We start from the raw sequence: 25408 nt of genomic DNA on the forward strand, positions 1-25408 counted from the left end.
GTACTTTTGAAGAGCTCAAAACACAAGGTTCTATGGCTTCGCTTGAAAGTGTTTTTGGAAGTTTGACAGGTGGAAATCAAGAAAATCAAACCCGTGCCGACGATTTTATTCAAGCTTTATCCTCTCAATAATTATGACAAAATTTATTCTTTATTTTCTTGATAAACTTCAATGGCTTTTTAAATGGCTAGCTGTAGATTATCATTCTTTAAGAGCCATCGTTGAAGTAAAATTGATGATGGAGAACCGTCGTGTTCATGGTTTACAAAGAAATCAAGTACAGAAAAAAGAGCATAGCAATACATTTTTGAAATCATTACTCTTCCAAGCACTTTTTAGTTTTATTTATGGGGTGATGATACTTTTCATCAAGCAACCAGTTTATTTAGTGATGATGTTGAGCTTCTCTTTTATCATGTTCATGGTGGCTTTCAATATGATTTCAGATTTTGCAGAAGTACTTTTTGATACAAGTGATAATGTTATTTTACTTCCTCGCCCCGTTGAAGGAAAAGTAATTTGGATGGCTCGCTTAATTCACATTATTGTATTTTTAGGTGCTTTAACCTTAGCCAACTCTTTAGGTTCTATCATTTTTGCAACTTTTAAATTTGGTTGGCAAGCAGGTTTTCTCTTCTTCATTTGTGTGATTTTACTTTGTTTGATTACTATTTTTCTGACAAGTATTTTGTATTTATTGTTGACGAAAGTAGTTTCTGAAGAAAAACTAAAAGATATTATTGGTTATGCACAAATTGCTTTTTCAGTTTTTATAGCGGTTGGCTATCAGTTTATAGCAAGAACAGATAAATTGATTGGCACAGAAACACAAGAAATTGTCATAAAATGGTGGCATTATCTGGTGCCTCCAGCTTGGTTTGCTGGCGTGATGGAAGCCTTTGTAGCCAAACACTTTGAATTACCTTATATTATTTTTACTCTTTTGGTATTAATTGTACCTTTTGCTTCTTTGTATATCATCAATAATTACTTATCGCCACTTTTTGCCAAAAGTTTATCAGGTTTGGGAACGCCAGAGATTACAGAAAAAAGAGCTGTGAAAACAGCGAAAAAAAGTACTTTTTTGAATGTACTTTCTGGATTTTTTACAAAAACCACCTTGGAGAAATCGGCATTTGAATTAGTTTGGATTATCACAGCTCGTGACCGAAAATTTAAAGTAAGGGCTTATCCAATCTTCGGTATGTTGATTTATTTTATCTACAATTACTTTACACAAAGCCAAAAACAAGACGTAAATGTGTTGATGATTTTGTATTATGCCATGTTTCTCATTTGGATTTTTTCGCAACAAATCTACATTTCTGACGACTGGAAAGCATCTTGGGCTTATCGTGTTGCACCGTTGACAAATCCTGGAGAAGTATTATTGGGAGCTTTGAAATCAATATTAGTTAAAGTTGGGCTTCCTATTTTTATCATTATCGGTGCTATTTTAATTGGAAAAGCTGGTTTTGGAATGATTGATGATATTCTTTTTGCCATGGCAAGTACACTTTTGTTTATCAGTTTAAATGTCTTTACTGGAGAATTTGCACTACCTTTTTCAATGGAAATGGCTAATGCTAAAATTAAAGGGAATCAATGGATGAAGTTTCTATTCTTGTTTTTGGTAGCTCCGATATTAGGTTTTGTTCATTACTTTATTGGAAAAACCTCTTATGGTTTAATTACTTTAACGCCCATTTTACTAATAATTGCTTTACTTTTGTTGAAAGAATACCGAAAAATAGGCTGGGAAAGGATTAAAGAGTAATTCTAAAGCTTTATCAAATATTGAATAAATCTCATTTTCGGCTTAGGATTGAAACAATCTTAAGCCGAATTTATTTAACATTATAGATGCTTAAATTAGAAAATATCACCAAAAAATACGAAAATAAAATAGTTGTTGATGACCTTTCCATAGAAGTATTGGCAGGAGAAATATTGGCAATAGTAGGAGAGAGTGGTTCTGGGAAAACAACTTTTTTAAATATTATTTCAGGCAATATCATGCCTGATACTGGTAAACTTTGGCTGAATGAAGAAACTATTGATTTGTTTTTTAACCGATTAATTAGAGATTTTCCTAATATTAAGCTCGTTCCGCAAGATTATCGACTAAAACCTGAACATAAAATTTGGGAAAATATTGACCTTGCTCTTACCGAATATACGCATGAATATCGAAAAAAGCGAGTAAGTGAATTACTAGAACTTTGTGGGATTACTGCGATTAAAGATAAAAAACCAAGAGAAGTATCAGGCGGAGAAAAGCAAAGAACAGCTATTGCTCGTGCCATCGCTGAGGAACCACAAGCTTTATTGTTAGATGAACCTTTTAGTAATTTAGATTCTATCAATCGAAGTCATTTGCGCTCAAAAATTGTCGAGATTATCAAAAAAGAAAGTATTGCTTGTGTATTGGTAACGCATGATTTATTAGATGCTTTTTTGGTTGCAGATAAAATTGCGATTATGCGTCAAGGGAAAATATTAAAAATTGATACTCCTGAAAAGATTTTTCAAGAAAAAGAAGATGACTACGTTAAACATTTTGTAAAAAGTGCCATTGAACCTATCAAAATGTTTGAAGAAAGATATTATTCTTCTTCGGCTTCTTGATACTTGGCTCTGTCAAATACATATACATCAAGAATCGCTTTGGGACGAGCGAGATATTCTCTGAAATAAGTTTTGTATCCTGATTGCACATCTTGTGCGGCAAATGCTACAGCATCAAGTCCTAAATTATTGGCAAGAAACAAGGCTCTGGCATTATGCGTAGGTTGAGAAATGATAGTGAATTTTCGTTGATTAAATACTTCTTTACAACGAATAATAGAATCATAAGTACGATAGCCAGCATAATCAAGAATTAATACGTTTTCTGGAACGCCCAAACGCATCAAAGATTTTTTCATGTCATTGGGTTCGTTGTAAAAAACAGAGTCGTGATTGCCACTGAGAATCAAAAACTTTACTTTACCTTCTTTATACAAACGAGCTGCCGCCTCCATTCTGTATTTGTAAAATAAATTCGTTTTTCCACCTAGCACAGCTTTACTTGTACCTAATACTAAGCCAACATCGTTTGAAGGTAATTTATCAAGACTATAATAATTGCGGTCATCAGTAGAATAGACAATCCAGATATTACACATTAAAATACCAATCAACGCAAAGAAAATCAATGCGATGATTCCTTTGAAGAACCATTTTACTGATGTAGTGAAATCTAATGGTTCTCTCAATGATATTTCATAGGTATTTTTCAGTGCTGATAATCATTTATTGTGGAAGTTACTGATTATAAATATATTAAGTAATTGCCAGATTTAAAAATAAGTGTTTGCTTAAAATCTGCTAAACACTTATAAAATATCTTTTGTTATCTTTTTATGTATTTATAATCAGTAATTTTTGTATTTTTCCTTGAAATGGTTCCTTCTTGTATTTTGATGAATGTTAGAATAATCCTAATTGTTCACCGGTTGTAGCTTCGCCCGACTCTGGAAATTCAATTTCTTCAGGAGGAATAAGTTTAGTTATTTGACTACCTTCTTCTTTCTCTTTTGAAAATTCTTCCTGTTCGATTACTGGAATTTCTACAATTTTCGATGCTAAGGGAGTAATTTGTTGCACTTTGAAAGTAGATAATTTACTTCCCATCGCTTTCCAACCTCTTACTTCTGCTATTTCATCAAGATTAACTTCTTCTTTAATTAGCCCAGATTGATTGTCTTTTTTATAAGTCATTTCGATGCGTGGATACACATCAATACTCGCTAGAATTAGTTTTGAACCTTTTTCGTCCGAAATAAACAAGAATTTTTTGTCAATCGTGGTTGTCTCTATCCTGAAACGTTTTACATAATAGAGTTTTGAAGCACCATCGAAATAAAGTGCCGTAATAATTCCATCAGGAATAAATTTACTTAGTGAAACAATGTCTTTAGCCTCATAACGATTAGTCAATTCAAAGTTTGTCAACTCATACTGACCATCTTTGTATATCACTAAAATGTTATCTTTTGCATCAAAATTTCCGAGATACTTTCCATGTTCGTCTCGATTGAGGCGACCAACATTTTCATCATAATAAATATCAACACCCCCTAAAGTAGAAACACCTGCCGATTTCAAAGTGATTTTTCGGATAGGATATTTAGTTAATAAATTTCCCATTGAATCTCGTCCTTTGATGAGTAATTCTTTGAAATCGTATTCAAATTGTTTTACTCTAGCCGTGCAAGAAGCTGTAAGGTTAATTTGAATTGTTTCAGCTTCACCGTTTTCATTGGCTGTAAAGTACAGTACTTTAGATTTCGGATTGCCAGCCGTTAAATCATACTCACGGTCACGAGTTACGGCTGTTACTTTAAAACGTTTTACATAAGAAATTCCTGATTTCCCATCAAAATATGCCAAATTATATACTTTTCTGTCATCGTTCTTTTTGAAAACAGAAACATAAATAATGTCTTTTCCAACAAATACTTTTTCTTGAACTTTAGTAACAACACAACGACCATCTTGTCGGAAAACGATGATATCATCAATATCCGAACAATCCATTACATACTCTTCTTTCTTCAAACCATAGCCAATAAAACCGCCCACACGGTCAACATAAAGTTTCTGGTTTGCAGCAGCCACAACAGCCGCAGAAATTGTATTGAAGTTTTTAATTTCAGTTTTACGCTCACGACCTTTACCGTGTTTCTTTAGAATATTTTTGAAGTAATCAATAGAATAACGGATGATGTTTGCAAGATTATCCAATACTTCTGCCAACTCTTCTTGCAAGCGTTTCATGGCTTCTTCTGCCTTGAAACCATCATATTTTGAGATACGCTTGATTCGAATTTCTAATAATCTTAAAATATCTTCTTCAACGATTTCTCTATAAAATTCAGGTTTGTAAGGTTCTAAACCTTTGTCAACTGTTTTTATTACGTCTTCAAAAGTTTCACATTCTTCAATATCACGATAGATACGATTTTCGATAAAGATTTTTTCAAGAGAACTAAAGAGTAATTTCTCCATCAACTCGTCTCTTCGAATCTCTAATTCTCTTTCTAGTAGTTTTACCGTTTGTTGTGTACAAACTTTTAGTACTTCCGAAACACCAACAAAATGAGGTTTATCAGCAATAATAACACAGGCATTTGGCGAGATTGAAATTTCACAATCTGTAAAAGCATACAAAGCATCAATAGTTACATCTGGCGAAACACCCGGTGCTAATTGTACTTGTATTTCTACATCTTTAGCGGTATTATCAATTACTTTCTTGATTTTGATTTTTCCAGCATCATTTGCTTTGATGATAGATTCAATCAAATTCGTAGTTGTTGTTGAAAATGGAATGTCTTTGATAACAAGTGTTTTCTTATCAAATTCTTCGATTTTTGCCCTTACTCTAATTTTTCCACCACGATGCCCATCTTGATAATTTGAAACATCAATAGAACCACCTGTTAAAAAATCTGGATATAATTCGAAAGGCTTATTTTTAAGCACAGCAATTGAAGCCTCAATTAATTCAACAAAATTATGGGGCATAATTTTAGTTGAAAGACCAACTGCAATACCTTCTACACCATGTGCTAATAATAAAGGAAATTTAACTGGAAGGGCAACAGGTTCACGTTTACGACCGTCATAAGAAAGTTGCCAGTCGGTAGTTTGTGGATTGAAAATTACATCAAGGGCAAATTTTGAAAGTCTTACCTCAATATAACGAGCTGCCGCAGCACCATCGCCAGTGCGATAATCTCCCCAGTTTCCTTGACAATCAAAAACTAAATCTTTCTGACCTAAATTAACCATTGCTTCATTGATGGAAGCATCACCATGAGGGTGATATTGCATGGTTTGTCCGATTACATTGGCAACTTTATTGAAACGGCCATCGTCCATTTCTTTTAGTGCGTGTAAAATACGACGTTGAACAGGTTTTAATCCGTCCTCAATTGCAGGTACAGCTCTTTCTAAAATTACATAAGAAGCATATTCCAAAAACCAGTTTTCATACAACCCTGCCACAGCAACTTGTTGATGTAAGGCATCATCTTGAGGATTATTGTTTGTGTTTTCTTCTAAATTTTCAGGCAGACTTTCGTTTTCCATTGACACTTATTTTACTTCTCTACGTTTTTTGTGGTATTTCAAAACCCTAATTTACACAAAAAAAGCCAAGAAAAAGCATCTCTATCTAGTATCATTCATGAATTATCATCAAGAAAACATCACTTTGAGTACAATATTTTATCGAATTTGAATTGAGAAATCAACGATAAAAAGATTGTTACTTGCTCTAAATCATTGAATTACAATCGTTTGTTTCGTAAAATGGCAGACGATACGATTATTTATTTTTTGGACGATGCCAATTTGATAAGTATTTTTTTCAAATGAATCTAAAAGTACTGAAGTATAAAAGCCAGCCGTAAAATAAGACTCCAGTTGTAGGAATTTTCTTCGTCCAGATTTTTGATGATAAACAGGATAAATGTAAGTATTCTTTGGAGATTTGAAGAGCACAAAAGCTTGTCCTTGATAGTCTAATTGCGTATTTCTTAAGAGTACTTTAGGTAAATAAATTGCTTTTTTTGCATCCAATAAGATAGAAGAGTCTTTTGAGATTTCAACCTTGTATTTATCTTCAACATCAGAATTATCTGTACTGATGACTGAAATAGGTTGATTTAGATAATTTTCAGGAAAAACGCTTACCCCATTTTGAAAAGATTGAGCAAGTATCACACTAATGTTTCGATTGAACGATGCTACGTTTTCAATCGTGGTTTTGTTATGCTGATAATTATAAGCTTCACTTTGATTTAAATGCTTTTGAAAAATTATTTTATCAAAATTTTGATACCAAGCGAATAGATTAAACAAAAGACCAGTCACTAAAAAAATGTTTCCAATCATTACTCTGAATTTTGGTAAGTAGCATAATAGACCACAGTAAAATAACACAAAAATAATGTAAGAATTATGTAAATATCTGTTGGCAAAACTTGATTCTAGCCCAGACCAAGACCTACTTAATGCCACCAAAAGTGCAGTGATGCTGAAGAATAAAAAGGATGCTAATAAAAAAAGATTTTCATTGTTTAAGTAATTGTTTGGTAAGCTTTTGTCGTCTTTTTTAAATAAGTCAAGCGTATTGTAGTAAATCGTTTTTACATTGAAAAAAGATAATATTACAAAAACCAAAAAACCTAATGCTATTGCCAAGTAAAAAGTACCTAAACTATGTGAAGCCACAGAAATAAAACTTCCCCAAAATGCCCCAAAGCATAAAAGTAACCTGACTGGATTACTTAAACTACCAGCCAAATTTGAATTTTGTCCGTTTTGATAGTCCCAGAAGTAAATGACAGCAATGAAAATCATCAACGATAGCCATATTGCTAATGCTTTAAATCTTTTTTGAAAAATTAAGATTAAGGCAACAACTGGAAAACTGAATAAACCATTGCCATGTGTAAACGTAAGAATAATGACGAGTAAAATGGAAACCCAGAAGTATTTTTTTTTGAAAAAATTAATACTGTAAAAGAGTAACATTGCCCAGAAAATATTGCCTACTTGTTGTAACGTAGAAATCGTCCAAAGGTAATTTTCGGTACAAGCTGGTTGGAAGATATAAAAAGCAACTGGAACTAAATACCAAATTGCCAATTTCATCTGTTGTAGAAATTTAGCGAAGATGATAAAAATGCCCAAATAATATAAAGTAGCAATGGTATTTAATACTTTCCAGTCGATATGTCCTTGAAAATAATCTCCTATTAAAACGAAAAGTCTTGGAAAAACAATTCGATGTTCGTTATGTAAACTCCAAAGTGCTTTTAATTTATCTCCAAAACTTAACTGTGAATGATGAGTAGTATTTACGAAACTGAGTAGATGGTAGTCGTCCTGAAAAAAGAAGTTAAATGAATAAGAATAACAAATGAAATAAAAAAAACAGATAACCAGTATGATGGCAAAATATGATACGACAGTCGAAAATGAGTTTTTTATAATAAGGTTCATCGCTATTCTTTAAAATGTTTAGTAGCTTATACGCCTACTAAATTAGTGTAGATTGATTGATAAAGAGGTATTTTTATGTAAAATTTAATTATTACTCGACTCAAGTACTGCTACAAGTTCAGCAATCATCATGGCAGTAGCCCCCCAAACTACATGTTCTTGGATTTGGTAAAAAGGCGCATCTACTTCTACGCCACGTACATTCAATACTTTTCTACCAATAATCTCTGGATTTAAAATCTCGTCTAAAGTTACTTCTACTACTTTGTCAACTTCACGTGCATCTGGATAGAATTCAGGTTTATGACTCATAAAGCCAATCACAGGTTGTACATAAAAATTGGAAGCAGGAATAAAAAGTTTAGTAAGTTTTCCAAGAATTTTAACGTCGGTTAAACGTACTCCAATTTCTTCTTGAGCTTCACGCATGGCTGTTCTGACAAGGTTCTCATCTTCTTTTTCAGCTCTTCCACCAGGAAAAGCCATTTGTCCGCCATGAACACCATCGTATTGAGGACGTAAAATTAAGGGAATATAAATTTTGTCGTTTTGTGGATAAAATAAAATCAACACAGCACTTTCTCTGGTGCGCTCGCTAGGTGAAGGCATTTTCAATTTAAGCCTTGCATCGGATGCCATTTTTTCATGAGCAATTCTTCCCGGTAAAGGTTCTTGAAGCCGTTTTTTTATATTTTCAATAAATGGTACAAAACCTATCATAAGCTGTTGTATTGTTTGATTAAGAATGGGCTGATAAGTTTTTATGAAAATGATTCAATTAGTAAATTAACATTAATTTATCATACAAATTAACTTTTAGCATATTTTTCCACCAATTTTTCTGCACAACGTTCGCCATCCATCGCTGCCGACATAATTCCGCCTGCATATCCAGCACCTTCGCCACAAGGGAATAATCTTTTTATTTCAAGGTGTTCTAGGTTTTCTTTATCTCTCGGAATACGAACAGGAGAGGACGTTCTACTTTCAATCCCAATAATTTGCGCTTGGTTTGATGCATAATTTCTCATCTTTTTACCAAATTGTTGTAAGCCATCTTGTAAAGGCTTTCCAATAAAATCTGGAAGTACTTCCAACATATCCATCGAAACAAGTCCGGGTTGGTAAGAAGTATCAATCAAGTTTTTTGAAGTTCGTTGTTTGATAAAATCATCTACCAATTGTGCGGGTGCAGTTTGTCCACCACCTGCCATTTTACAAGCTTTTTGTTCAAGTTCTTTCTGTAATTGCAATCCTGCCAAAGCACCAAATTCTTTATAAGGCAAAACGTCTATTTCATTAATCGCAACTACCATTCCTGAATTAGCAAAACGAGAATCACGACGAGAAGGAGACATGCCATTTACCACTAGCTCGCCCGGTGCTGTAGCCGATGGAACAATAAATCCACCCGGACACATACAAAATGAAAACACACCTCTTTGCACGCCTTTATGAAAAGTTTGTGCAACTAAACTGTAAGAAGCCGCTGGCAAGTATTTTCCACGTTCTTTGCAGTTGTATTGTAAAGAGTCGATTAAAGATTGTTGATGTTCAATCCTAACGCCCATAGCATAAGGTTTTGATTCAATCAAAACATCTTTTTTCTGACATAACTCAAAAATATCTCTTGCTGAATGTCCAGTAGCTAAAACAACTCCAATTCCAGCAATTTCTCTTCCATCTTCCAACACAACTCCTTTGATTTCCTTTTGTTGCATGATAAAATCAACAACTTTGGTGTCAAAATGTACTTCTCCGCCAGCATTTAAAATACTTTCTCGAAGTTCAGCAACTAATTGTGGTAATTTGTTTGTACCAATATGCGGATGAGCATCTACTAAAATCTCTTCTGTAGCACCGTGGGCTACAAAAATTTCTAGTACTCTTCTAATATCGCCTCTTTTTTTACTTCTGGTATATAGTTTTCCATCAGAATATGTTCCTGCGCCACCTTCACCAAAACAGTAGTTTGATTCAGGGTTGACGATGTGTTCTTTATTGATGGCTGCTAAATCTCTTCTTCTACTTCTAACGTCTTTTCCTCTTTCTAAAAGAATTGGTTTTACGCCTAATTCTATCATTCTCAATGCAGCAAATAATCCTGCTGGTCCAGCACCAACAATAATTGCTTGCTTTGCTTTGGAAACGTTTTGATAGTTTTTTTGAAATTCTATTCTTGGTGTTGGTGTTTCATCTAAAAATACTTCTGCTTCGATGTTTACTTTTACTTGTCGTCCACGGGCATCAATTGACCTCTTCAATGGACGAACAATCGCATCTGCATCAGCAGGAAATTGAAGTAATTTACTTAAATGATTTTTGAAGTTTTCTTGGTCGAAAGCAATTTCTGGCTCTAAAACTAATGATATATGTTTTCTCATGATTGTAAGGTTTTTATCCTTAAATGAATAATAATTTCTTTGGAAAAAGGTTTTTAGAAAGACAATTGTCGATTGTTCAACAAAAGTCAATAAAAAACCCGTAAGTTTTTTTACTAAGAAAGAAGTAAAAAAACTTACGGGATGAATAAAAGTTTACTTATTTAAAAGGAATAAATTCCATGTGAATTGGCACTGAAACCCCAGCATAAACGATATTATTTTTTAAAATCATTTTTTGCTTGGTCAGTGAAACCACTTCAAAAATACCAGTAAAACCTTGAATGTTGATGTCTAATTTAGTGTCATTTTCAACAAATTTCCATGCACCATAAGCTTGTGCTTGTTTAGAAACTTTGTCGTAAGAACGTACAGTGAATGTTTTATCGAAAACATAAGTAAGTTCACCAATTAATTTTGAGTTTCCTCCGAATAATGTTGGATCTACCACGTCTCCAGAAGTAGTTGTGAAACGGTCAATTTGCCATTCAGAAGATTGTATAACAGTAACTTTGGTATCAACTGGATTTACATTATCGTCAGAACAGGCAAAAGTGACAATTGCAAAAAGGCATAATAAGAGGAAATGATTTAGTTTCATGTTGTTGCTAGTTTAAAAACTCAAGAATCGAATTTTCTTTAACAAAGTTAAAGGTTTTCTTCCGAAATTGCCAGAAGTTATCCTTCAAACACTATTAAAATACAATCACGAAACGTGAAAAAAGCTTCTATTATTATATTTATCTTATTGTTATCAATGCAATTGGCTTTCGCACAGTCCGACTGTCAGCCTGCTTTTCGATATACTTCATCAACTCAAAATGGAGTAATTAATTGGGGACAATTTCCTGAATTTTCATTACCCTTCAAGATAGTTTATACAGGACCTCGTTTCAATGATGCAAACAGACTTCCCTTGAAACATGGATTTACGCATTTAGCTACTTTTACCGAAGCAGATGCAAGTTTGCCCAAAGAAAACAGAGCGGTTTTATGGGGAGGAGTAGCTAGTTTGGTAGGCCAGCCTTGGTATGAAATTGAAAGTCCTTGGGCAAATGATTTAACCAAATATAAAGCAAAATGGGATGATGATATGCGTGGAATGGCAGGTTTGTTTAACGATACACAAGGAAAAACAATGCCCAATTTGGATATTTTGATGTTGGATATTGAAAGAGAAATTCCTACAGATGCAGGGATTCGGGCTTTAAAAACGGATTCTTCTATTCCCTCTCAGTATCGTTCTTTGTCAGACATTGACTTTACAGAACGTTACAAAAGAGATTTGTCAAAATTGTATGCTGAACCGATTACTTATCTTCAACAAAAAAGTATTCCTACCAGTACTCAATTTGCTTCTTATTCAGACGCTCCAATAAAAAATACGGAATTTCCACTCAATTATACTTGGCAAGAATGGCTGACAAGTGATAAGGTTTTGAATTATTACATGAAAGATACGATTACGAACCTAACAGGGGGTAAATTCTATCAACAAAATACTTTTTTAGCACCATCAGCTTATTTTTGCTATGAGTATGGTTCTTTGCCATATCCTAATATTGCTTATCAATTGTTTCAAGTTGAAGCAAATGTGGCTAGGAGTAACAAAGATGTAATGTTGTTCCAGTGGCTTACTTATAATAAATGTCAGGAAAGTTCTACTTATGGTTTCAACGTTAATATCAAAAAATACTTAGCGGAGGCTCAGGGGATTTTTCCTTTTTTTTCAGGTGCTAAAGGACTTTGGCTTTGGGAAGGACCATACACTCCCGACAATGTGAATTACTCTATTTACGAATCTTATATTTATGGTCTATACAGACTTTCTGAATTTAAAGATTTTTTCACAGGAAATTATCGTTTAGTGATTCCTAAAACTGCTTATGACCATTTTAAAGATCAAGATGCTATTTGGAGAGGCGTTGTAAAAGGTAATGAAATTCTAATTGCTGCCATCAATGAATTTGCTCAAGATGGTGCAACCACTGAACTGACAGTTAATTATGGAAATTGGTCTCAGAAAATTACTTTAAAAGGGAAAGAGACTTTTCTGTGCAAGTTCACATTGCCAGATTTGCAAAATAGTTATGCACTTTATCCAAATCCGACAACAGGGAAATTTACTTTTGAATATTTTGGAGAAGGATTTTTAAGGGGAAGTTTTAAAATATATGATTTCTTGGGAAGAGAAGTGTATTCAAAAGATTATAATCCTGCCTCAAGTTATATTTCTGCAAAAATGGAATTCGATTTGAATTTATCTTCGGGCAATTATATTTTGAAATATGTAGAGGGAGAGAAAAGTGTTGTTAAAAAAATTACTATCTATTAATGAACAGATTAGCCAAAGAAACATCGCCATATTTATTACAACACGCTCAAAATCCTGTGGATTGGTTTCCGTGGGGAAAAGAAGCATTAGACAAAGCCAAAGCTGAAAACAAACCCATTTTGGTAAGTATTGGTTATTCGGCTTGTCACTGGTGCCATGTGATGGAACATGAATGTTTTGAAAAAGAGGAAGTAGCAGAGTTAATGAATCGCTATTTTGTCAATATCAAAGTAGATAGAGAAGAACGACCAGACGTAGATGCTGTTTATATGGATGCCGTTCAGGCGATGGGCGTGCATGGCGGTTGGCCTTTGAATGTTTTTTTAATGCCAGACGGAAAACCTTTTTACGGCGGAACATATTTCCCCAAAGCCAATTGGTTGAAATTACTCCAAGCTGTTAATACTGGTTTTACAAATAGTCAAGCAGAATTGCAGAAATCGGCAGAAGGTTTTACACAAAATATGCTTTTTAAAGATTCTGTAAAATATGGATTAGAGCCTGAAAGTCAGATTTTCACTAAAGAAGATTTAAAAATAATAGCTTCAAAATTAGCCAGTACTTTTGATGATGTTTGGGGTGGTTTTGAAAGAAGTCCAAAATTCCCAATGCCTTCTATTTGGGCTTTTTTATTGAGATATGTTCATGAAACAAAAGATGAAAAAGTACTGAATCATGTGAAATTGACGCTAAATCGTATGGCAATTGGTGGAATTTATGACCAATTGGGCGGAGGTTTTGCTCGTTATTCAGTGGATGGAGAATGGTTTTGTCCACATTTTGAAAAAATGATGTACGATAACGGACAATTAGTAAGTCTGTACTCCGAAGCCTATTCTTTAACAGGCGAAGCCTTGTATAAAGAAGTAGTCTATGAAACGATTGATTGGCTAAAACGAGAAATGACCAGCGAAGAAGGTGGATTTTACTCAGCTTTGGATGCGGATTCGGAAGGAGTAGAAGGGAAGTATTATGTTTGGACGAAAGACGAAATTGAAGCTATTTTAGGTGACGAAGCCGAAGCATTTTGTGAAAACTATCAAGTAACAGAACAAGGAAACTGGGAACATGGCGTAAATATTTTATGGAAATACGAGCCAACTTTGAATGAAAGATTTAAAGGACAAATTGCCAAATTGAATACGATTAGGAATACACGAATTCGTCCAGGATTAGATGATAAAATACTTTGTTCTTGGAATGCTTTGATGTTGAAAGGTTTAGTGGATGCTTACAGAGTATTCGACGATGAAAACTTCTTGACTTTAGCTGTTCAGAATGCACATTTTATCAAAGATAAGTTTTTCGCAGGCGAGCAATTGATGCACAGTTATAAAAATGGAGAAACTAAAATTCAAGGATTTTTAGAAGATTATGCTACTTTAATTGACGCTTATTTGAATTTATATCAAGCTACTTTTGATGAAACTTGGCTACATTATTCCGAAAAGCTAACATTATATGCTTTTCAAAATTTCTGGGATGAAGAAGACGAATTATTTTTCTTTACTGATAAAAATGCGGAGGAATTGATAGCTCGTAAAAAAGAAATTTTTGATAATGTGGTGCCAAGTTCCAACTCAATTATGGCGAGAAATCTCTATACTTTAGGTTTGATTTTAGAAAGAGAAGATTTCTTGAGTTTATCAAAATTGATGCTTTCAAAAATGAAAAATCTATTATTGAAAAATGTTGATTATCTAACCAATTGGGCTTGTTTGGCAACACAAATGGTTTCGAAAACACCAGAAATTGCCATTGTTGGGAAAGAATTTTTGACTTTCAGAAAGCAATTCGACCAACAGTTTTTCCCTAACAAAGTACTCTCTGGAACTGCAACTATCAGTAAATTACCATTATTAGAAAATAGAAGTGCCAAAGAAGGCGAAACCTTGGTTTTCGTTTGTTACGACAAAACTTGTCAATTGCCAGTAAAAACAGTGGAAGAGGCTTGGGAGCAGATAGATAAGTGATGAGTTAAGAGTTTTGAGTGCTGAGTTCTAAATCTGAAATTTTCATTCATAACTCAGCACTCAAAACTCACAATTCAAAAGAAATCCCCTCAGATTCTTTCTTATCCGCATACAAAATTATCTCTTCTTTTTTGCCATTTACGGTGAAACGAATGGCAGTTGTATTGGCTCCTTCATTTCCTGTATTATTGGCGAAAACCGTGAGCATATTTTTCTGTTTTGTCTTTAATTTCAACGTCAATACTTTAGATTTTCGGGTCAATAAATGTTTTTCAAGTATATATTGTCCGTTGAAACACACTGATACAATATCGCCATCTTCATTTTCATGGTCGAAAAGTTCGATGTTTAATTCATCTTTACTTACTTTGAAATGATGCTTGATTTTTACTTTTCGCTCCATTTCGCAGTAAATTTTATCTGCTTTTCGTTCGAGGTAAGATTTTGTGATGGTTTTGATTGGTAAATGATATGAAAGTTGAAAACCGATGTAAGCTCCGTTTTCCAAGGCTGAAGTAGAAGCTACCACTTGGTTATTGATAATTCCTGAATAAGTATTATCGACAAAATGCGATAAAGGAATACCAACTCTGATGCCCATATTCAATGAACGCATATCGTTGGCTGGTCGCCAAAAAGTTTTGCCAATTTCAAAGAAAACCATGTTGTTAGTTCTATTGACAACTTTGCTTTCAATCCTGAAACCTTGTCCATTCGCAATCCAATCTTCGCTTTCTTTAGCGGATTGACTCAAGAAATTCATCGTTCTTCCTCCAATTTCCAGATAATTTCTTACTTCTCCCAAACCTCTTCTTCCCCTTGATTTTGAAGTATATGTTACACTTGCCGAAAAGCCAGAGTACTCTAAAGTATTTTGCCAAATACTTGATTCTTTCCCGCTTACAAAATAATGGTATTCGTCTTTAATAGCGTAACTATTTGGAGACGAAGTATAATAAGCACCGATTTCGGTTTTGAAAATACGATTGTTCCTTAGAAGTTTTGAATATGATATCCCCAAATCAAAAGAGCCAATTAAACCGTAAAGTTCGGTTTTCCCATCTCTATTTACACTTGTATTAATCGGCAAAGCAGTAAATGGAAAAACATTATAAGAAAATGCGCCTTGTTGAAAACCATTTGTAATCGAAGTGTTTTGTGGTAAACCAAAAGTAAATAAAGTAACCGAAGGATGAATGCTAATAGTGCTAATGCCTTCTTTATTAGATATTTGAGCCAATGAAAAATGACTTAAAAACCATAATAAGAGGATAGAAGATAAGTTTTTGAGAAGTATAGATTTTTTCACAAAATGATTATGTTTAGATGATTAGTTAAATTACAGAAAATCAAGTAAGTATAAACAACTCCTCATTCCAAACTCGCCATTCCTCACTTATTTAATTCTATTAGGATTTTCATTTACAAAAGCTCCCCAACCTTTTTTCGTCCCTTTATTCGTTGCCATGATACTTGTACCATGAAAATGATGACAAACCGCAATCCCCAAAGCATCGGTTGCATCAAACATTTTTGAATCTAATTTCATCTTCAAAAGTTGGTCTAACATGTGGGCAACTTGTTCTTTTGAAGCATTTCCATTACCCGTAACCGATTGTTTAACTGTTTTAGGGGAATACTCTACAATCGGAATTTCACGAGAAAGAGCCGCTGCCATCACAACGCCTTGAGCTCTACCTAATTTCAACATCGATTGTACGTTTTTACCAAAAAAAGGTGCTTCAATTGCCATTTCATCAGGCATAAATTCTTCTATGACAGAAATGATTCGTTCATAAATTTTCTTTAACTTAATTTCCTGCGTGCTATATTTGCTAACATTGATAACGCCATATTGTAAAACTTTCATTTCGTTACGTTCAACCAATATCACACCATAACCCATAAAACGAGTGCCTGGGTCAACGCCTAAAATTATTTTCTCTGTATTATTTACCATTTCTTAGCACAAAAATTTCCGTCCCTGCCTTTATCTTTTCATGCAAAATACCAACGAAACAAATCCTAAAACAAGCATTTTATCTGAAAAACTATTTTCGTTGGTCAAAACTTTGCTTTTTGTACTCATCGTTTGGATGCTTTACAAAACATTCAAAGACAAACAGCAAAATATTGGAGACTTGATTGTAGAATGTCAGAAAGCTTTGGTTTGGGAAAATCTATGGAAAGGCATTTTATTGATACTCTTAATCTTTTTTAACTGGGGATTTGAAGCAAAAAAATGGCAACAATTAGCTTTGAAAATTGAAGATATTTCTTTTCAAGAAGCCTTCAAAGGCGTTTTGATGGGCTTGTCTTTAGGCTTTATCACGCCAGCTAATTTAGGTGATTATGCAGGAAGAATGTGGAAATTTCAACATCAAAAAAGAGCTGAAAGTATTGGAGCAATTCTGTTGGGGAATGGCATTCAGTTTTATATTTCACTGTTATTTGGCACTTTATCTTTTGTCTATTTCTTAGTAACGCAACACCAGTTATTTTTGGGTTTTAATGCCGTAATTGTGATTGTCTTGGCGATAAGCTTGTTTTTGGGCTTTTTTGCTTATCAAAAAAGACATCTTTTTTATCTTTTAATCTTAAAAATTCCATTTTTAAAGAGATTTGCTCACACGATAAAAATCTTAGAACATTTTACGAATCAAGAAGTAAAAAAGGTATTTTTCTGGGGTTTGATGCGTTATTTAACGATTTCCTTACAGTTTGTATTGGTCTTATTAATTTTTCAAATTAAGTTAAATCTCTTAGATTTATGGACTATCTCTTGTTTGATTTTTCTGGTAAAAACCATTGTGCCTGCCATTAATTTTCTGGGAGACTTAGGCATCAGAGAATTTTCAGCGATTTATTTTTTTAGTTTTTATCAAGTAAATACTGCTGCTGTGATTGCGGCTACTTTTGTACTTTGGTTAATCAATATTCTATTTCCAGTATTGGTAGGAAGTATTTTAGTGCTTAAAACAAGGGTTTCAATTTGAAAATGTGAGTCTTCTAATTTGAAAATTTGAAGATGAGTTTTTTTGATTTGAAGATTTGAAAGTTAGTTTATAAGCTTTTCAATTCGTAATTTATAAATTCTCTAGTTTTCATTTTCATCATCAAATCTTCAAACTTTCAAACTGAGTTTTCATTTTCAAATTTTCAAATCATAAAATTTTCAAATTAAAGGATATGCTCTTTATCATTTTAATAATAACCAGTTTTTACTTTATTTTCAATCTGTTATTAATAGCCGTTTGGAAAGAATTGAAAGTGAAACATAAAGTATTTCCAAGTGACAAAGACACAAAACTGACGGTAATCATTCCTGTTCGGAACGAAGAAAGAAATATTTTACAATTACTCCAAGACCTAAACCAACAAAGTTATCCTGCTGAGAATTTTGAAGTAATCGTAGCCAACGATGGTTCGACTGACAATACCGAAAATATTGTTTTAGCATTTCAAGAAGAAGCAAAGTACTCGCTCAAAATCTTAAATTTATTGAATGATGCCAGTACTTCGCCCAAGAAAAGAGCGATTCAAAAAAGTATTGAAATTTCTTCAGGTGAATTATTGATAACTACCGATGGAGATTGTAGTGTTTCTCCGAATTGGCTTATGTCAATTCAGCAATTATATAAATCAAAACATGCCAAATTAATCAGTTCGCCCGTTACTTTTACTGAAACCAATACTTTCTGGAACACCATCCAAATCATAGAATTTGCCAGTTTGATAGGTTCAGGAGCTTGTGCGATGTATTTACAAAAGCCAAATATGTGCAACGCAGCCAATTTGGCTTATACTCGTGAAGTGTTTGAAGAAGTAAATGGTTTTGCAGGAAATGAAAACGTAGCTTCGGGTGATGATGAATTTTTAATGCACAAAATCGCCCAGAAGTATCCAGAGAAGGTATTTTTTAATCCTGATTTTGAAGCCATTGTCAGAACAGAATCGCAAGAGGATTTAGCGCACTTTTATCAACAAAGACGACGTTGGGCAAGTAAATGGAAACATTATGATAATTGGCAAGTAACAGCTTTAGCCATCTTTATTTTCTTAGCAAATTTGAGTGTTTTAGCAGCTTACTGTTTGATAAACGGATATTTTGGGATAGGAATTTTGTTTTTAAAATTCTCAGCAGAATTCTTCTTTTTGTATGCAGTAATCAAGTTTTTAGGCTATAAAAACAAAGTAGTTTACATTCCAATCGTTCAAGTTATTTATCCATTTTATGTAGTGTTTTTTGGTTTATTGGCACAAGGAAAAGGTTATCGTTGGAAGGGTAGGAGGTTGGAGTAGTTAATGCTAAGCGAAGATATGACAACTTTAGTTATTTCGGTACTCAACCGAATGGTTTGTCTTACCTTCATTGTTAATACATAGAAATCTGTTGAAAATAGTTGTCTAAATGTATAAACAAATGAAAGCAGTACTTACAAAGAGTACTCGCTTCTACTATGAAGTTAATGTTATTAAGTAACTATAAAAAATATTTAGCATTTATACTTTGTTCGATTTGTTTTCGAACTATATTTGTTCATAATATTCTGCTAACTTAATTTAAACTACCCTCATGAGAAAATTTTATTCACTAATGCTTTTATTATTTTGTTCAAGCTTACTAACTGCACAAAAAATTGATTTAGATAAATATGCTATCAAAGCATCTTATCTTCAACTTCCTTCAAACCCTCTTCCAGTAGAATTTACTACATTTTCAACAAAGTTTATTGCTAATGGTATCAACTTAAATGATGCAGGATATACAAATCGTGAAAGTGATTTGGAAGCAGTTTATTTCAAAATTAGTGGTTTTAAAAGAGTTACTACAGGGGGGCATATATCCATTAAAGTACAAATTGATGGATACGATATGGGTAAACCCGAAGTGGTTAAGAAAGAAGAAAAATCAAAGGATAAGGATGGGAAGGAAACAATTACGGTTTCCTACAAAATAACATTCAAGTATCTGGTTCCGATGAAATATACCATTACAGATTTAAATGGGAAAATAGTGAAGGATGGCTCATTGGCTGAAGGAATTCTTAGTTACAAAACTTACGAGTCAGGATCTTACAGTACTTCTACAGCCTTAGAAAACTATTGGAAAGAGAATGGCTCATCTGTAAAAAGAGGCCTACTTGGCGGCTTTATATCTGAAAGGCTCTCTACTTTTGAAGGAAGATTAAATTATGAAATAGGTTATGTTCCTCGAACAGTTAACGATATTCTGTGGTCGACAGACTCTCCAAAACATCCAGAAAATGAACAGTTTAAAAAGGTGTGTAATGATGTAAAAGCTGCGATAGCAGAAATGACAACAGAAACACCTTTGAGCTTATCAAAGGTAAAACCTGCCATTGCTTATTACGACAGCATATTAGTTAAATATGCAAAAGACGAAAAACCAGAGCGTAAGTTAAGATATGCAGCATGGTACAACATGGCAATTATTTACTATTGGTTAGAAGACTATGACAATGCCATTCGCTGTTGTGATGGGCTTGTTGCCAACGATTACGATAAGTCTGATGCTAAAGATCTTAAAGCTGGTAGCGAGAGAATGAAAAGGGTATTGTCGGGAGAAATAAAGAGTAGTCATTATGTCCGAGATGTGAGCAATGCCACTGCACCTCCATTAACTACTTTTCAGCAGGAAGAAGAACAAGCTAGATTAAGTGCCTTAAAAGATAAAGCTATTCAAGAACAAGTTGCTAGAGAAGTTGCTAGTGCTAACCAACCTGTAGCCAGATCAGGTATGCTAGACTTAGATAAGACTGTCAATTCCATCGGTGGATTATTAGGTAAAATGGGCAATAAAAAAAGTTCTGTAGTTTTTGATAAGCCTTTAGCTGATTTAATAATTAGTATGAATGAATCATTCGCTAATTACCAATTAATTAGCAAATCGTTAAGTGTGAATGGTTGTTCTTCCAATGCTGCTTTGGAGATGGGAACTCAATTAGAAAAATTCAAAACAGAGTATAATAACGTAGGAGGTAAACTTGATAAGCAATCTTCAACGAAAATGAAAACTTTGCTTTCAGTGTATGGAGAAATAACGGTTAAAGAAATCATGACAAGCTACATGATACCTTCTGACCCTGCAAAGTTACAGAGCCTAATGGTTGACCCTATTAATTTGCTGAAAGATATGACAAATGATTGCTTAGACTTAGTACTGAATAAAAATCAGGATAAGAAAATCATCTTGACATTACTTGCAGATATGCAAAAAACATTGAATTATGGAACTCATGGTTTATTCAATGATAATAATTGTAATAACCAAGCCTATGATTTAGCAAAATCAAGTTTTAGGAGATTGAAAACTGTAACAGAGCAATCTAATTTGTCTGAAGAAGTAAAAGGAGATTTCGCTCAATTACTTAATGCTTATTCGCCTCTTTTTCAAAGTGAAGTAAACTTGACTAGAGAACCCCAAAATACTAAGTTGATAGAAGACATTAATAAAAATAGTTATCCTGCATTTGTTTTAAAACTATTACAAACTCAATAATAATATGTTAAAATGGTTCTGCATTTTTTCGGCGTTCACAGTTTTTATCTCATCGTGTGTCGTTAGGCAACCAAATGCCAATCAGGTTAGTTTTGTTTCAGAGGAGAACACAGGATTAATAAGAGTCCATGTGGCTGGAGTTGGCAAGAATCTTCCTGAAATAGAGCAAGATGCTAAAACCAAAGTGTTTGAAAGCATTTTGTTCGTAGGTCTCCCATCGTCTTCTACAGAGGCATATCGTTTACCAATGGTTGAAAATAAAGCAGAAATGCAAACCCATCCTGCTTTAAAAATATTCTTTAATAATAAAGAGTATGATCAATTCATTACTCGAGTAGATAGGCTTGAATATCTAAAACAAAGAGTAACGGGAGGTGGCAGAGTCCTTAATTTTAACATTACGGTTAACCATACAGCACTGAGACGCTACATGGAACAAAATCAAGTAATTAGAAAATTTGGATATTAATCAAAATAAATATCCAAGTTTAATTCCCTAGAATTTTCCACTGATGACTATGTGTAAAAAAATAAGCTTAATAATATTCCTAAGTTTTGTTGCTATGGCTGGTTTTGCTCAGAATAAGACTGATGTTAAAACAAATGAAACGCCTAGTTCAGAAAAAAATGTAATTGTAAGACCAACGATTATGGTTTTCCCATTTTTTAAAGAAGGACAAAATATCCGTACGCTAGTAGAAGATGATGTGAATACTAGGTTAGTAATGGCAAAAGTGAAAGAGGCTTTTGATAAAAGAGGATACTCTACTATCGACTTTTTGTCGAAAGTAAGAAATTTAGCAGTGAATGAAGTATTGAATAGTGAAGCCCAAAGTGACTTGAAAACTCAAATTATTCAATCGTCTGGGGCTGATATTTGTGTGGAAGTAGAATACAATTTCCTCGAATCAAATATTGGAAATGAAGTAAAGCTAATATTGAATTCTTACGAATCGTCAACCTCTTCAACGTTATCAAATAAAGTAGGCTTTTCAGGTAAATTTTACTCGCAAGACATCGGGAAATTAGCTGCCAGAGCCAATGACTCAGTCATAGAAGATTTTCTGAATGTGATGCAACAAAAGTTTACTGACATTATAGAAAACGGTCGATATCTTTCATTAGAGTTTAATTTAGCAGCTTCTGCTGATATAAAAATGAGTAGTGAAGTAACCAACGAAAAGCTGCCACTTTCAGATGCGTTAGAATTATGGGTTGCAGAACATACAAAAAACTATCACATTCAGGGGGTAACAGATTTAAAAGTACTGTTTGATGTTATCAGAGTACCTAGATTAGATGCTAGTGGTAAAATGCTTACTACAACAAGGTATTCTCTTGATATTTTTAGATTTTGTAACACGTTGTTTCCTTCAGAAAAACCAGACAAAAAACTAAAAGTTGAACGACTGATAAAAGGAAATACCATCTTTATAACATTCAAATAATAAGTCTAGCATATCTTATGAATAAAATTATACTTTTTTCAATATTGTTTTTGTCAACATTTTCATTGGTAGCTCAAAATGAAAAAATTACTATCGGTATAACCTATTTTACATATCCTTCTTATCGTGAGAGAAACTATGTTGAGCAAATCAACGAAATTGTAGCCAATGAATTTGTGAAAGCGGGAAGGTTTACTGTGGTAGATCGTACGAAACTTCAGGCTATTAAAGCTGAGCAGGAGCTTCAGAAAACAGAAGATTTCCTTGATAGCAAAGTAATAGAGCAAGGTAAAACATTAGGTGCAAAATACATCGTAACAGGACAGTTAGTAAGCGTGGCTACGACAAGTGCGTATTCAGTTGAATTTAAAAAATATCAGTATTCAGCATCTATATTGGTGTCTGTTAAGTTGATTGATGTAGAAACAAGTGAAGTACTTCAAGCAGAAACGTTTGGGCGTGGTTCTTCTAACGCATCCGTTGAAGGAGGTTTCTTTAAACAATTAATGAATTCATCATGTGATGTAGCTGGAAATGGTAATTCTACAGACGAAGCGTTGCGGAATGCTATGAGTAATCTAAGTTGTGGATTGAAAAACTGGATAAAAAGAGTTTTTCCCACGATGGTATCTGTTGTAGAAGTTCAAGAAACACATAAAAAGAAAGGTGCCGTTAAAATATTAATAGCTGGGGGTTCTGGTATTGGGCTTAGCTCAAGAAAAGAATTATCAATCATTGAATTTTTAAAAGTTGTTGTAGACGGCAATGAATTAATCAGAAAAAAAGAAATTGGTAAAGTAGAAGTGATAAAAGTGGAGGATGAAAATTTTGCTATTTGTGAAGTAAAGGAAGGTGGCTTAGAGATAAAGGATAGGATAGACAAAGGAATAGTACTGAAAGCTTTTGTTAAATAATGTTCAATTTGCTTAAAATTTAAAAGTGCATCTATCAATATGAAAAGATACTTTAGTAATTCATGTGTTCATTTTATTATATTGTTCTTAAGCTCTTTATTAACAGGTTTTGGACAATCTAATAATATCAGTTTTGCCTTAGTAATGCCTGAGGAAGTTGATGGGGGGCTTAGTAATACCCACCTCCGAAGATTGCATGATAATTTAATAGATGTACTAACTCAGAATGGAATTGCTTCATTAAATATTCAAAATAACTTAGTGTTATATCCTGTCATTAAATTGTATAATCAACAGACGGTGAATGCTGGGGTACAAAATATCACGGTCGTTGAAGCAGACTTAAGTTTGTATGTAAAACAGCTAGATAATAAGTTAGTCTTTTCTTCAATTACAAAAAAAATGAAGGGGAGCGGGAAAACCTATGATTTAGCTTTGAACAACATGATTTCGAATGCCAAACTAGATGAACCGAATGTAGTTGGGTTTCTAGATAAAGCAAAGCAAAAAGCCATAACTTATTACAATCAAAGATGTTCTAGTATTATTACTCAAGCTGAGCAAATGATGAAAATGAATAGATACGAACAGGCTTTGGTTAGTTTATTAAGCGTTCCTTCTGAAGTTGACTGTTATCAACAAGCAATCACTAAAGCAGTAGAGGCATTTAAGTTATATCAAAATCAAAATTGTAATCAAATGCTTTTGAATGCGAAGGCAAAGATTGCGAATCGTCAATTTGAAGAAGGACTAAATATCATCGCTATGATTGACCCATCTTCGTCATGCAAAGCAGAGGCATTACAGGTAATTCAGCAAGCAAGCGGGCAAGTTGAAGCAGATAATAAACGTAAATGGGATTTATTAAATAAAATCTTTATGGATTCTGCTGAGATAGAAAAGCGTCGTTTGGATTTGATGAGTCAATTTTTGATTAGCCACTCAATGAATCTTCCACATTACTATTACCAAAATGTTACACGTTAAATTACATTTTAATTAAAAATCATTATGAAAAAGATTACTACAATTTTATGCAGTCTGTTAATTTTATTTGTTTTTACCAGTAATGCACAAATACCATTTAAGGAAGTAAATTGGTCTGAAACTAAAATACCGGGATTTATCATCAATAAAGATGCCTCCAAGACAGAGGTGATTTTTGATACCTATATACGCATCTCAATTCGTGAAATTGGTTATGGTGATGTGGTTTATATAGAAAAGGGTGGCTCAAAAATTATGAGGTCGGTACCTAAAGAATGTATTGGGTTTCAAATTAATGATAAATTATTTGAGAAGGTTGACTTTAATGATGTGAAAGGTGGAAAGAGTCTGAAATTTATGCAACCTTTGTCAAAAGGGAAAATCAATTTATATATGTATATCTACTACTCGTCTTCTATCATAGAAAATGGAGAAACTAAGCAAGGTAACTATTATTATTATACTTATTTTTTGCGTAAAACAGCTACTAATGAGGGTATTATGATTGGTACTGCCAGTAAATTAAATGATTTACAAGCTTTGATAAGTGATAATGCTAATGTTTCTAAAAAATATCAGGATAAAGAATATAACAATGCTGAAGTAAAAGAAGGTGTAACTAAAAATATTGATTTGATTAAAATGATTAACGATTATAACTCGGCGAATTAATTTTACTACTTATTGTTGTAAATCCCTCTTAAAGGCTTGTAAGCTATTTAGGAGGGATTTTACTTTATCTAATACCAATAAAATGCCTAAATTGCATACATTCTGCTTGACAACTAA

Annotated in this window: 20 protein-coding genes; 12 read left to right on the forward strand and 8 right to left on the reverse strand. The window is 33.4% G+C overall.

Features of this window, described 5'->3' with window-relative positions; genetic code table 11:
* Positions 1-133 precede the first annotated feature (133 nt).
* Together VB798_RS20855 and VB798_RS20860 are read left to right on the forward strand one after the other, a co-directional pair.
* The gene (locus tag VB798_RS20855; RefSeq protein ID WP_323689172.1) at positions 134-1777 is read left to right on the forward strand and encodes a hypothetical protein; all 1644 of its coding nucleotides are present in this window, start codon (positions 134-136) and stop codon (positions 1775-1777) included.
* 86 nt (positions 1778-1863) lie between these two features.
* Complete coding sequence (locus tag VB798_RS20860; RefSeq protein ID WP_323689173.1) at positions 1864-2628, forward strand: ABC transporter ATP-binding protein; 765 nt, start codon at positions 1864-1866, stop codon at positions 2626-2628.
* Here the strand turns inward: VB798_RS20860 and VB798_RS20865 are convergent.
* The 6 genes from VB798_RS20865 to VB798_RS20890 form a co-directional block, all read right to left on the reverse strand.
* Positions 2607-3257 carry a SanA/YdcF family protein gene (locus VB798_RS20865; RefSeq protein ID WP_323689174.1) on the reverse strand — a complete coding sequence of 217 codons (651 nt, stop codon included), beginning with the start codon at positions 3255-3257 and terminating at the stop codon, positions 2607-2609. The genes VB798_RS20860 and VB798_RS20865 overlap by 22 nt on opposite strands.
* A gap of 214 nt (positions 3258-3471) precedes the next feature.
* Positions 3472-6138 carry a DNA gyrase/topoisomerase IV subunit A gene (locus VB798_RS20870; protein ID WP_323689175.1) on the reverse strand — a complete coding sequence of 889 codons (2667 nt, stop codon included), beginning with the start codon at positions 6136-6138 and terminating at the stop codon, positions 3472-3474.
* 192 nt (positions 6139-6330) lie between these two features.
* On the reverse strand, positions 6331-8058 hold the full coding sequence (locus VB798_RS20875; RefSeq protein WP_323689176.1) for a glycosyltransferase family protein: 1728 nt from the start codon (positions 8056-8058) through the stop codon (positions 6331-6333).
* Between the two features lie 84 nt (positions 8059-8142).
* Positions 8143-8778, reverse strand: coding sequence for an NUDIX hydrolase (locus VB798_RS20880; protein WP_323689177.1), 636 nt, complete (start codon positions 8776-8778; stop codon positions 8143-8145).
* 89 nt (positions 8779-8867) lie between these two features.
* A complete protein-coding gene (locus tag VB798_RS20885; RefSeq protein ID WP_323689178.1) occupies positions 8868-10442 on the reverse strand; it encodes an NAD(P)/FAD-dependent oxidoreductase in 1575 nt (524 codons plus the stop codon).
* Positions 10443-10599: 157 nt separating this feature from the next.
* Positions 10600-11040 carry a hypothetical protein gene (locus VB798_RS20890; protein ID WP_323689179.1) on the reverse strand — a complete coding sequence of 147 codons (441 nt, stop codon included), beginning with the start codon at positions 11038-11040 and terminating at the stop codon, positions 10600-10602.
* 114 nt (positions 11041-11154) lie between these two features.
* Here VB798_RS20890 and VB798_RS20895 point away from each other — a divergent pair, with 114 nt between their 5' ends.
* Together VB798_RS20895 and VB798_RS20900 are read left to right on the forward strand one after the other, a co-directional pair.
* A complete protein-coding gene (locus VB798_RS20895) occupies positions 11155-12774 on the forward strand; it encodes a T9SS type A sorting domain-containing protein (RefSeq protein ID WP_323689180.1) in 1620 nt (539 codons plus the stop codon).
* A complete protein-coding gene (locus tag VB798_RS20900) occupies positions 12774-14747 on the forward strand; it encodes a thioredoxin domain-containing protein (protein WP_323689181.1) in 1974 nt (657 codons plus the stop codon). Before VB798_RS20895 ends, VB798_RS20900 begins: the two co-directional genes overlap by 1 nt.
* A gap of 67 nt (positions 14748-14814) precedes the next feature.
* Here VB798_RS20900 and VB798_RS20905 read toward each other — a convergent pair whose 3' ends face one another.
* Positions 14815-15987, reverse strand: coding sequence for a hypothetical protein (locus VB798_RS20905; RefSeq protein ID WP_323689182.1), 1173 nt, complete (start codon positions 15985-15987; stop codon positions 14815-14817).
* A gap of 156 nt (positions 15988-16143) precedes the next feature.
* Complete coding sequence (gene ruvC, locus VB798_RS20910; RefSeq protein WP_323689183.1) at positions 16144-16707, reverse strand: crossover junction endodeoxyribonuclease RuvC; 564 nt, start codon at positions 16705-16707, stop codon at positions 16144-16146.
* Between the two features lie 40 nt (positions 16708-16747).
* On the opposite strand from ruvC, the gene VB798_RS20915 reads away from it, so the two are divergent.
* The 8 genes from VB798_RS20915 to VB798_RS20950 all read left to right on the forward strand — a co-directional run bounded on the left by VB798_RS20915 (position 16748) and on the right by VB798_RS20950 (position 25291).
* Positions 16748-17743, forward strand: coding sequence for a lysylphosphatidylglycerol synthase transmembrane domain-containing protein (locus VB798_RS20915; RefSeq protein WP_323689184.1), 996 nt, complete (start codon positions 16748-16750; stop codon positions 17741-17743).
* A 193-nt stretch (positions 17744-17936) separates the two neighbouring features.
* Complete coding sequence (locus tag VB798_RS20920; RefSeq protein ID WP_323689185.1) at positions 17937-19049, forward strand: glycosyltransferase; 1113 nt, start codon at positions 17937-17939, stop codon at positions 19047-19049.
* Positions 19050-19323: 274 nt separating this feature from the next.
* Entirely contained in the window at positions 19324-21270 is a 1947-nt protein-coding gene (locus VB798_RS20925) for a tetratricopeptide repeat protein (protein ID WP_323689186.1), read from the forward strand.
* A gap of 4 nt (positions 21271-21274) precedes the next feature.
* A complete protein-coding gene (locus VB798_RS20930) occupies positions 21275-21739 on the forward strand; it encodes a hypothetical protein (protein WP_323689187.1) in 465 nt (154 codons plus the stop codon).
* A gap of 94 nt (positions 21740-21833) precedes the next feature.
* Positions 21834-22718, forward strand: coding sequence for a DUF6175 family protein (locus VB798_RS20935; RefSeq protein ID WP_323689188.1), 885 nt, complete (start codon positions 21834-21836; stop codon positions 22716-22718).
* A gap of 17 nt (positions 22719-22735) precedes the next feature.
* On the forward strand, positions 22736-23632 hold the full coding sequence (locus tag VB798_RS20940) for a CsgG/HfaB family protein (protein WP_323689189.1): 897 nt from the start codon (positions 22736-22738) through the stop codon (positions 23630-23632).
* A 39-nt stretch (positions 23633-23671) separates the two neighbouring features.
* A complete protein-coding gene (locus tag VB798_RS20945; RefSeq protein ID WP_323689190.1) occupies positions 23672-24619 on the forward strand; it encodes a hypothetical protein in 948 nt (315 codons plus the stop codon).
* Positions 24620-24643: 24 nt separating this feature from the next.
* The gene (locus VB798_RS20950; protein WP_323689191.1) at positions 24644-25291 is read left to right on the forward strand and encodes a hypothetical protein; all 648 of its coding nucleotides are present in this window, start codon (positions 24644-24646) and stop codon (positions 25289-25291) included.
* Positions 25292-25408 lie beyond the last annotated feature (117 nt).

The organism is Arcicella lustrica (assembly GCF_034930985.1).
In the GTDB taxonomy this organism is placed as follows: domain Bacteria; phylum Bacteroidota; class Bacteroidia; order Cytophagales; family Spirosomataceae; genus Arcicella; species Arcicella lustrica.

Excerpts from the sequence above, each read along its gene's own strand:
- VB798_RS20855 (WP_323689172.1), top strand. The coding sequence starts at position 134 with ATGACAAAATTTATTCTTTATTTTCTTGATAAACTTCAATGGCTTTTT.
- VB798_RS20860 (WP_323689173.1), top strand. The coding sequence starts at position 1,864 with ATGCTTAAATTAGAAAATATCACCAAAAAATACGAAAATAAAATAGTT.
- VB798_RS20870 (WP_323689175.1), bottom strand. The coding sequence starts at position 6,138 with ATGGAAAACGAAAGTCTGCCTGAAAATTTAGAAGAAAACACAAACAAT.
- VB798_RS20875 (WP_323689176.1), bottom strand. The coding sequence starts at position 8,058 with ATGAACCTTATTATAAAAAACTCATTTTCGACTGTCGTATCATATTTT.
- VB798_RS20880 (WP_323689177.1), bottom strand. The coding sequence starts at position 8,778 with ATGATAGGTTTTGTACCATTTATTGAAAATATAAAAAAACGGCTTCAA.
- VB798_RS20885 (WP_323689178.1), bottom strand. The coding sequence starts at position 10,442 with ATGAGAAAACATATATCATTAGTTTTAGAGCCAGAAATTGCTTTCGAC.
- VB798_RS20890 (WP_323689179.1), bottom strand. The coding sequence starts at position 11,040 with ATGAAACTAAATCATTTCCTCTTATTATGCCTTTTTGCAATTGTCACT.
- VB798_RS20900 (WP_323689181.1), top strand. The coding sequence starts at position 12,774 with ATGAACAGATTAGCCAAAGAAACATCGCCATATTTATTACAACACGCT.
- ruvC (WP_323689183.1), bottom strand. The coding sequence starts at position 16,707 with ATGGTAAATAATACAGAGAAAATAATTTTAGGCGTTGACCCAGGCACT.
- VB798_RS20915 (WP_323689184.1), top strand. The coding sequence starts at position 16,748 with ATGCAAAATACCAACGAAACAAATCCTAAAACAAGCATTTTATCTGAA.
- VB798_RS20920 (WP_323689185.1), top strand. The coding sequence starts at position 17,937 with ATGCTCTTTATCATTTTAATAATAACCAGTTTTTACTTTATTTTCAAT.
- VB798_RS20925 (WP_323689186.1), top strand. The coding sequence starts at position 19,324 with ATGAGAAAATTTTATTCACTAATGCTTTTATTATTTTGTTCAAGCTTA.
- VB798_RS20930 (WP_323689187.1), top strand. The coding sequence starts at position 21,275 with ATGTTAAAATGGTTCTGCATTTTTTCGGCGTTCACAGTTTTTATCTCA.
- VB798_RS20935 (WP_323689188.1), top strand. The coding sequence starts at position 21,834 with ATGGCTGGTTTTGCTCAGAATAAGACTGATGTTAAAACAAATGAAACG.
- VB798_RS20940 (WP_323689189.1), top strand. The coding sequence starts at position 22,736 with ATGAATAAAATTATACTTTTTTCAATATTGTTTTTGTCAACATTTTCA.
- VB798_RS20945 (WP_323689190.1), top strand. The coding sequence starts at position 23,672 with ATGAAAAGATACTTTAGTAATTCATGTGTTCATTTTATTATATTGTTC.
- VB798_RS20950 (WP_323689191.1), top strand. The coding sequence starts at position 24,644 with ATGAAAAAGATTACTACAATTTTATGCAGTCTGTTAATTTTATTTGTT.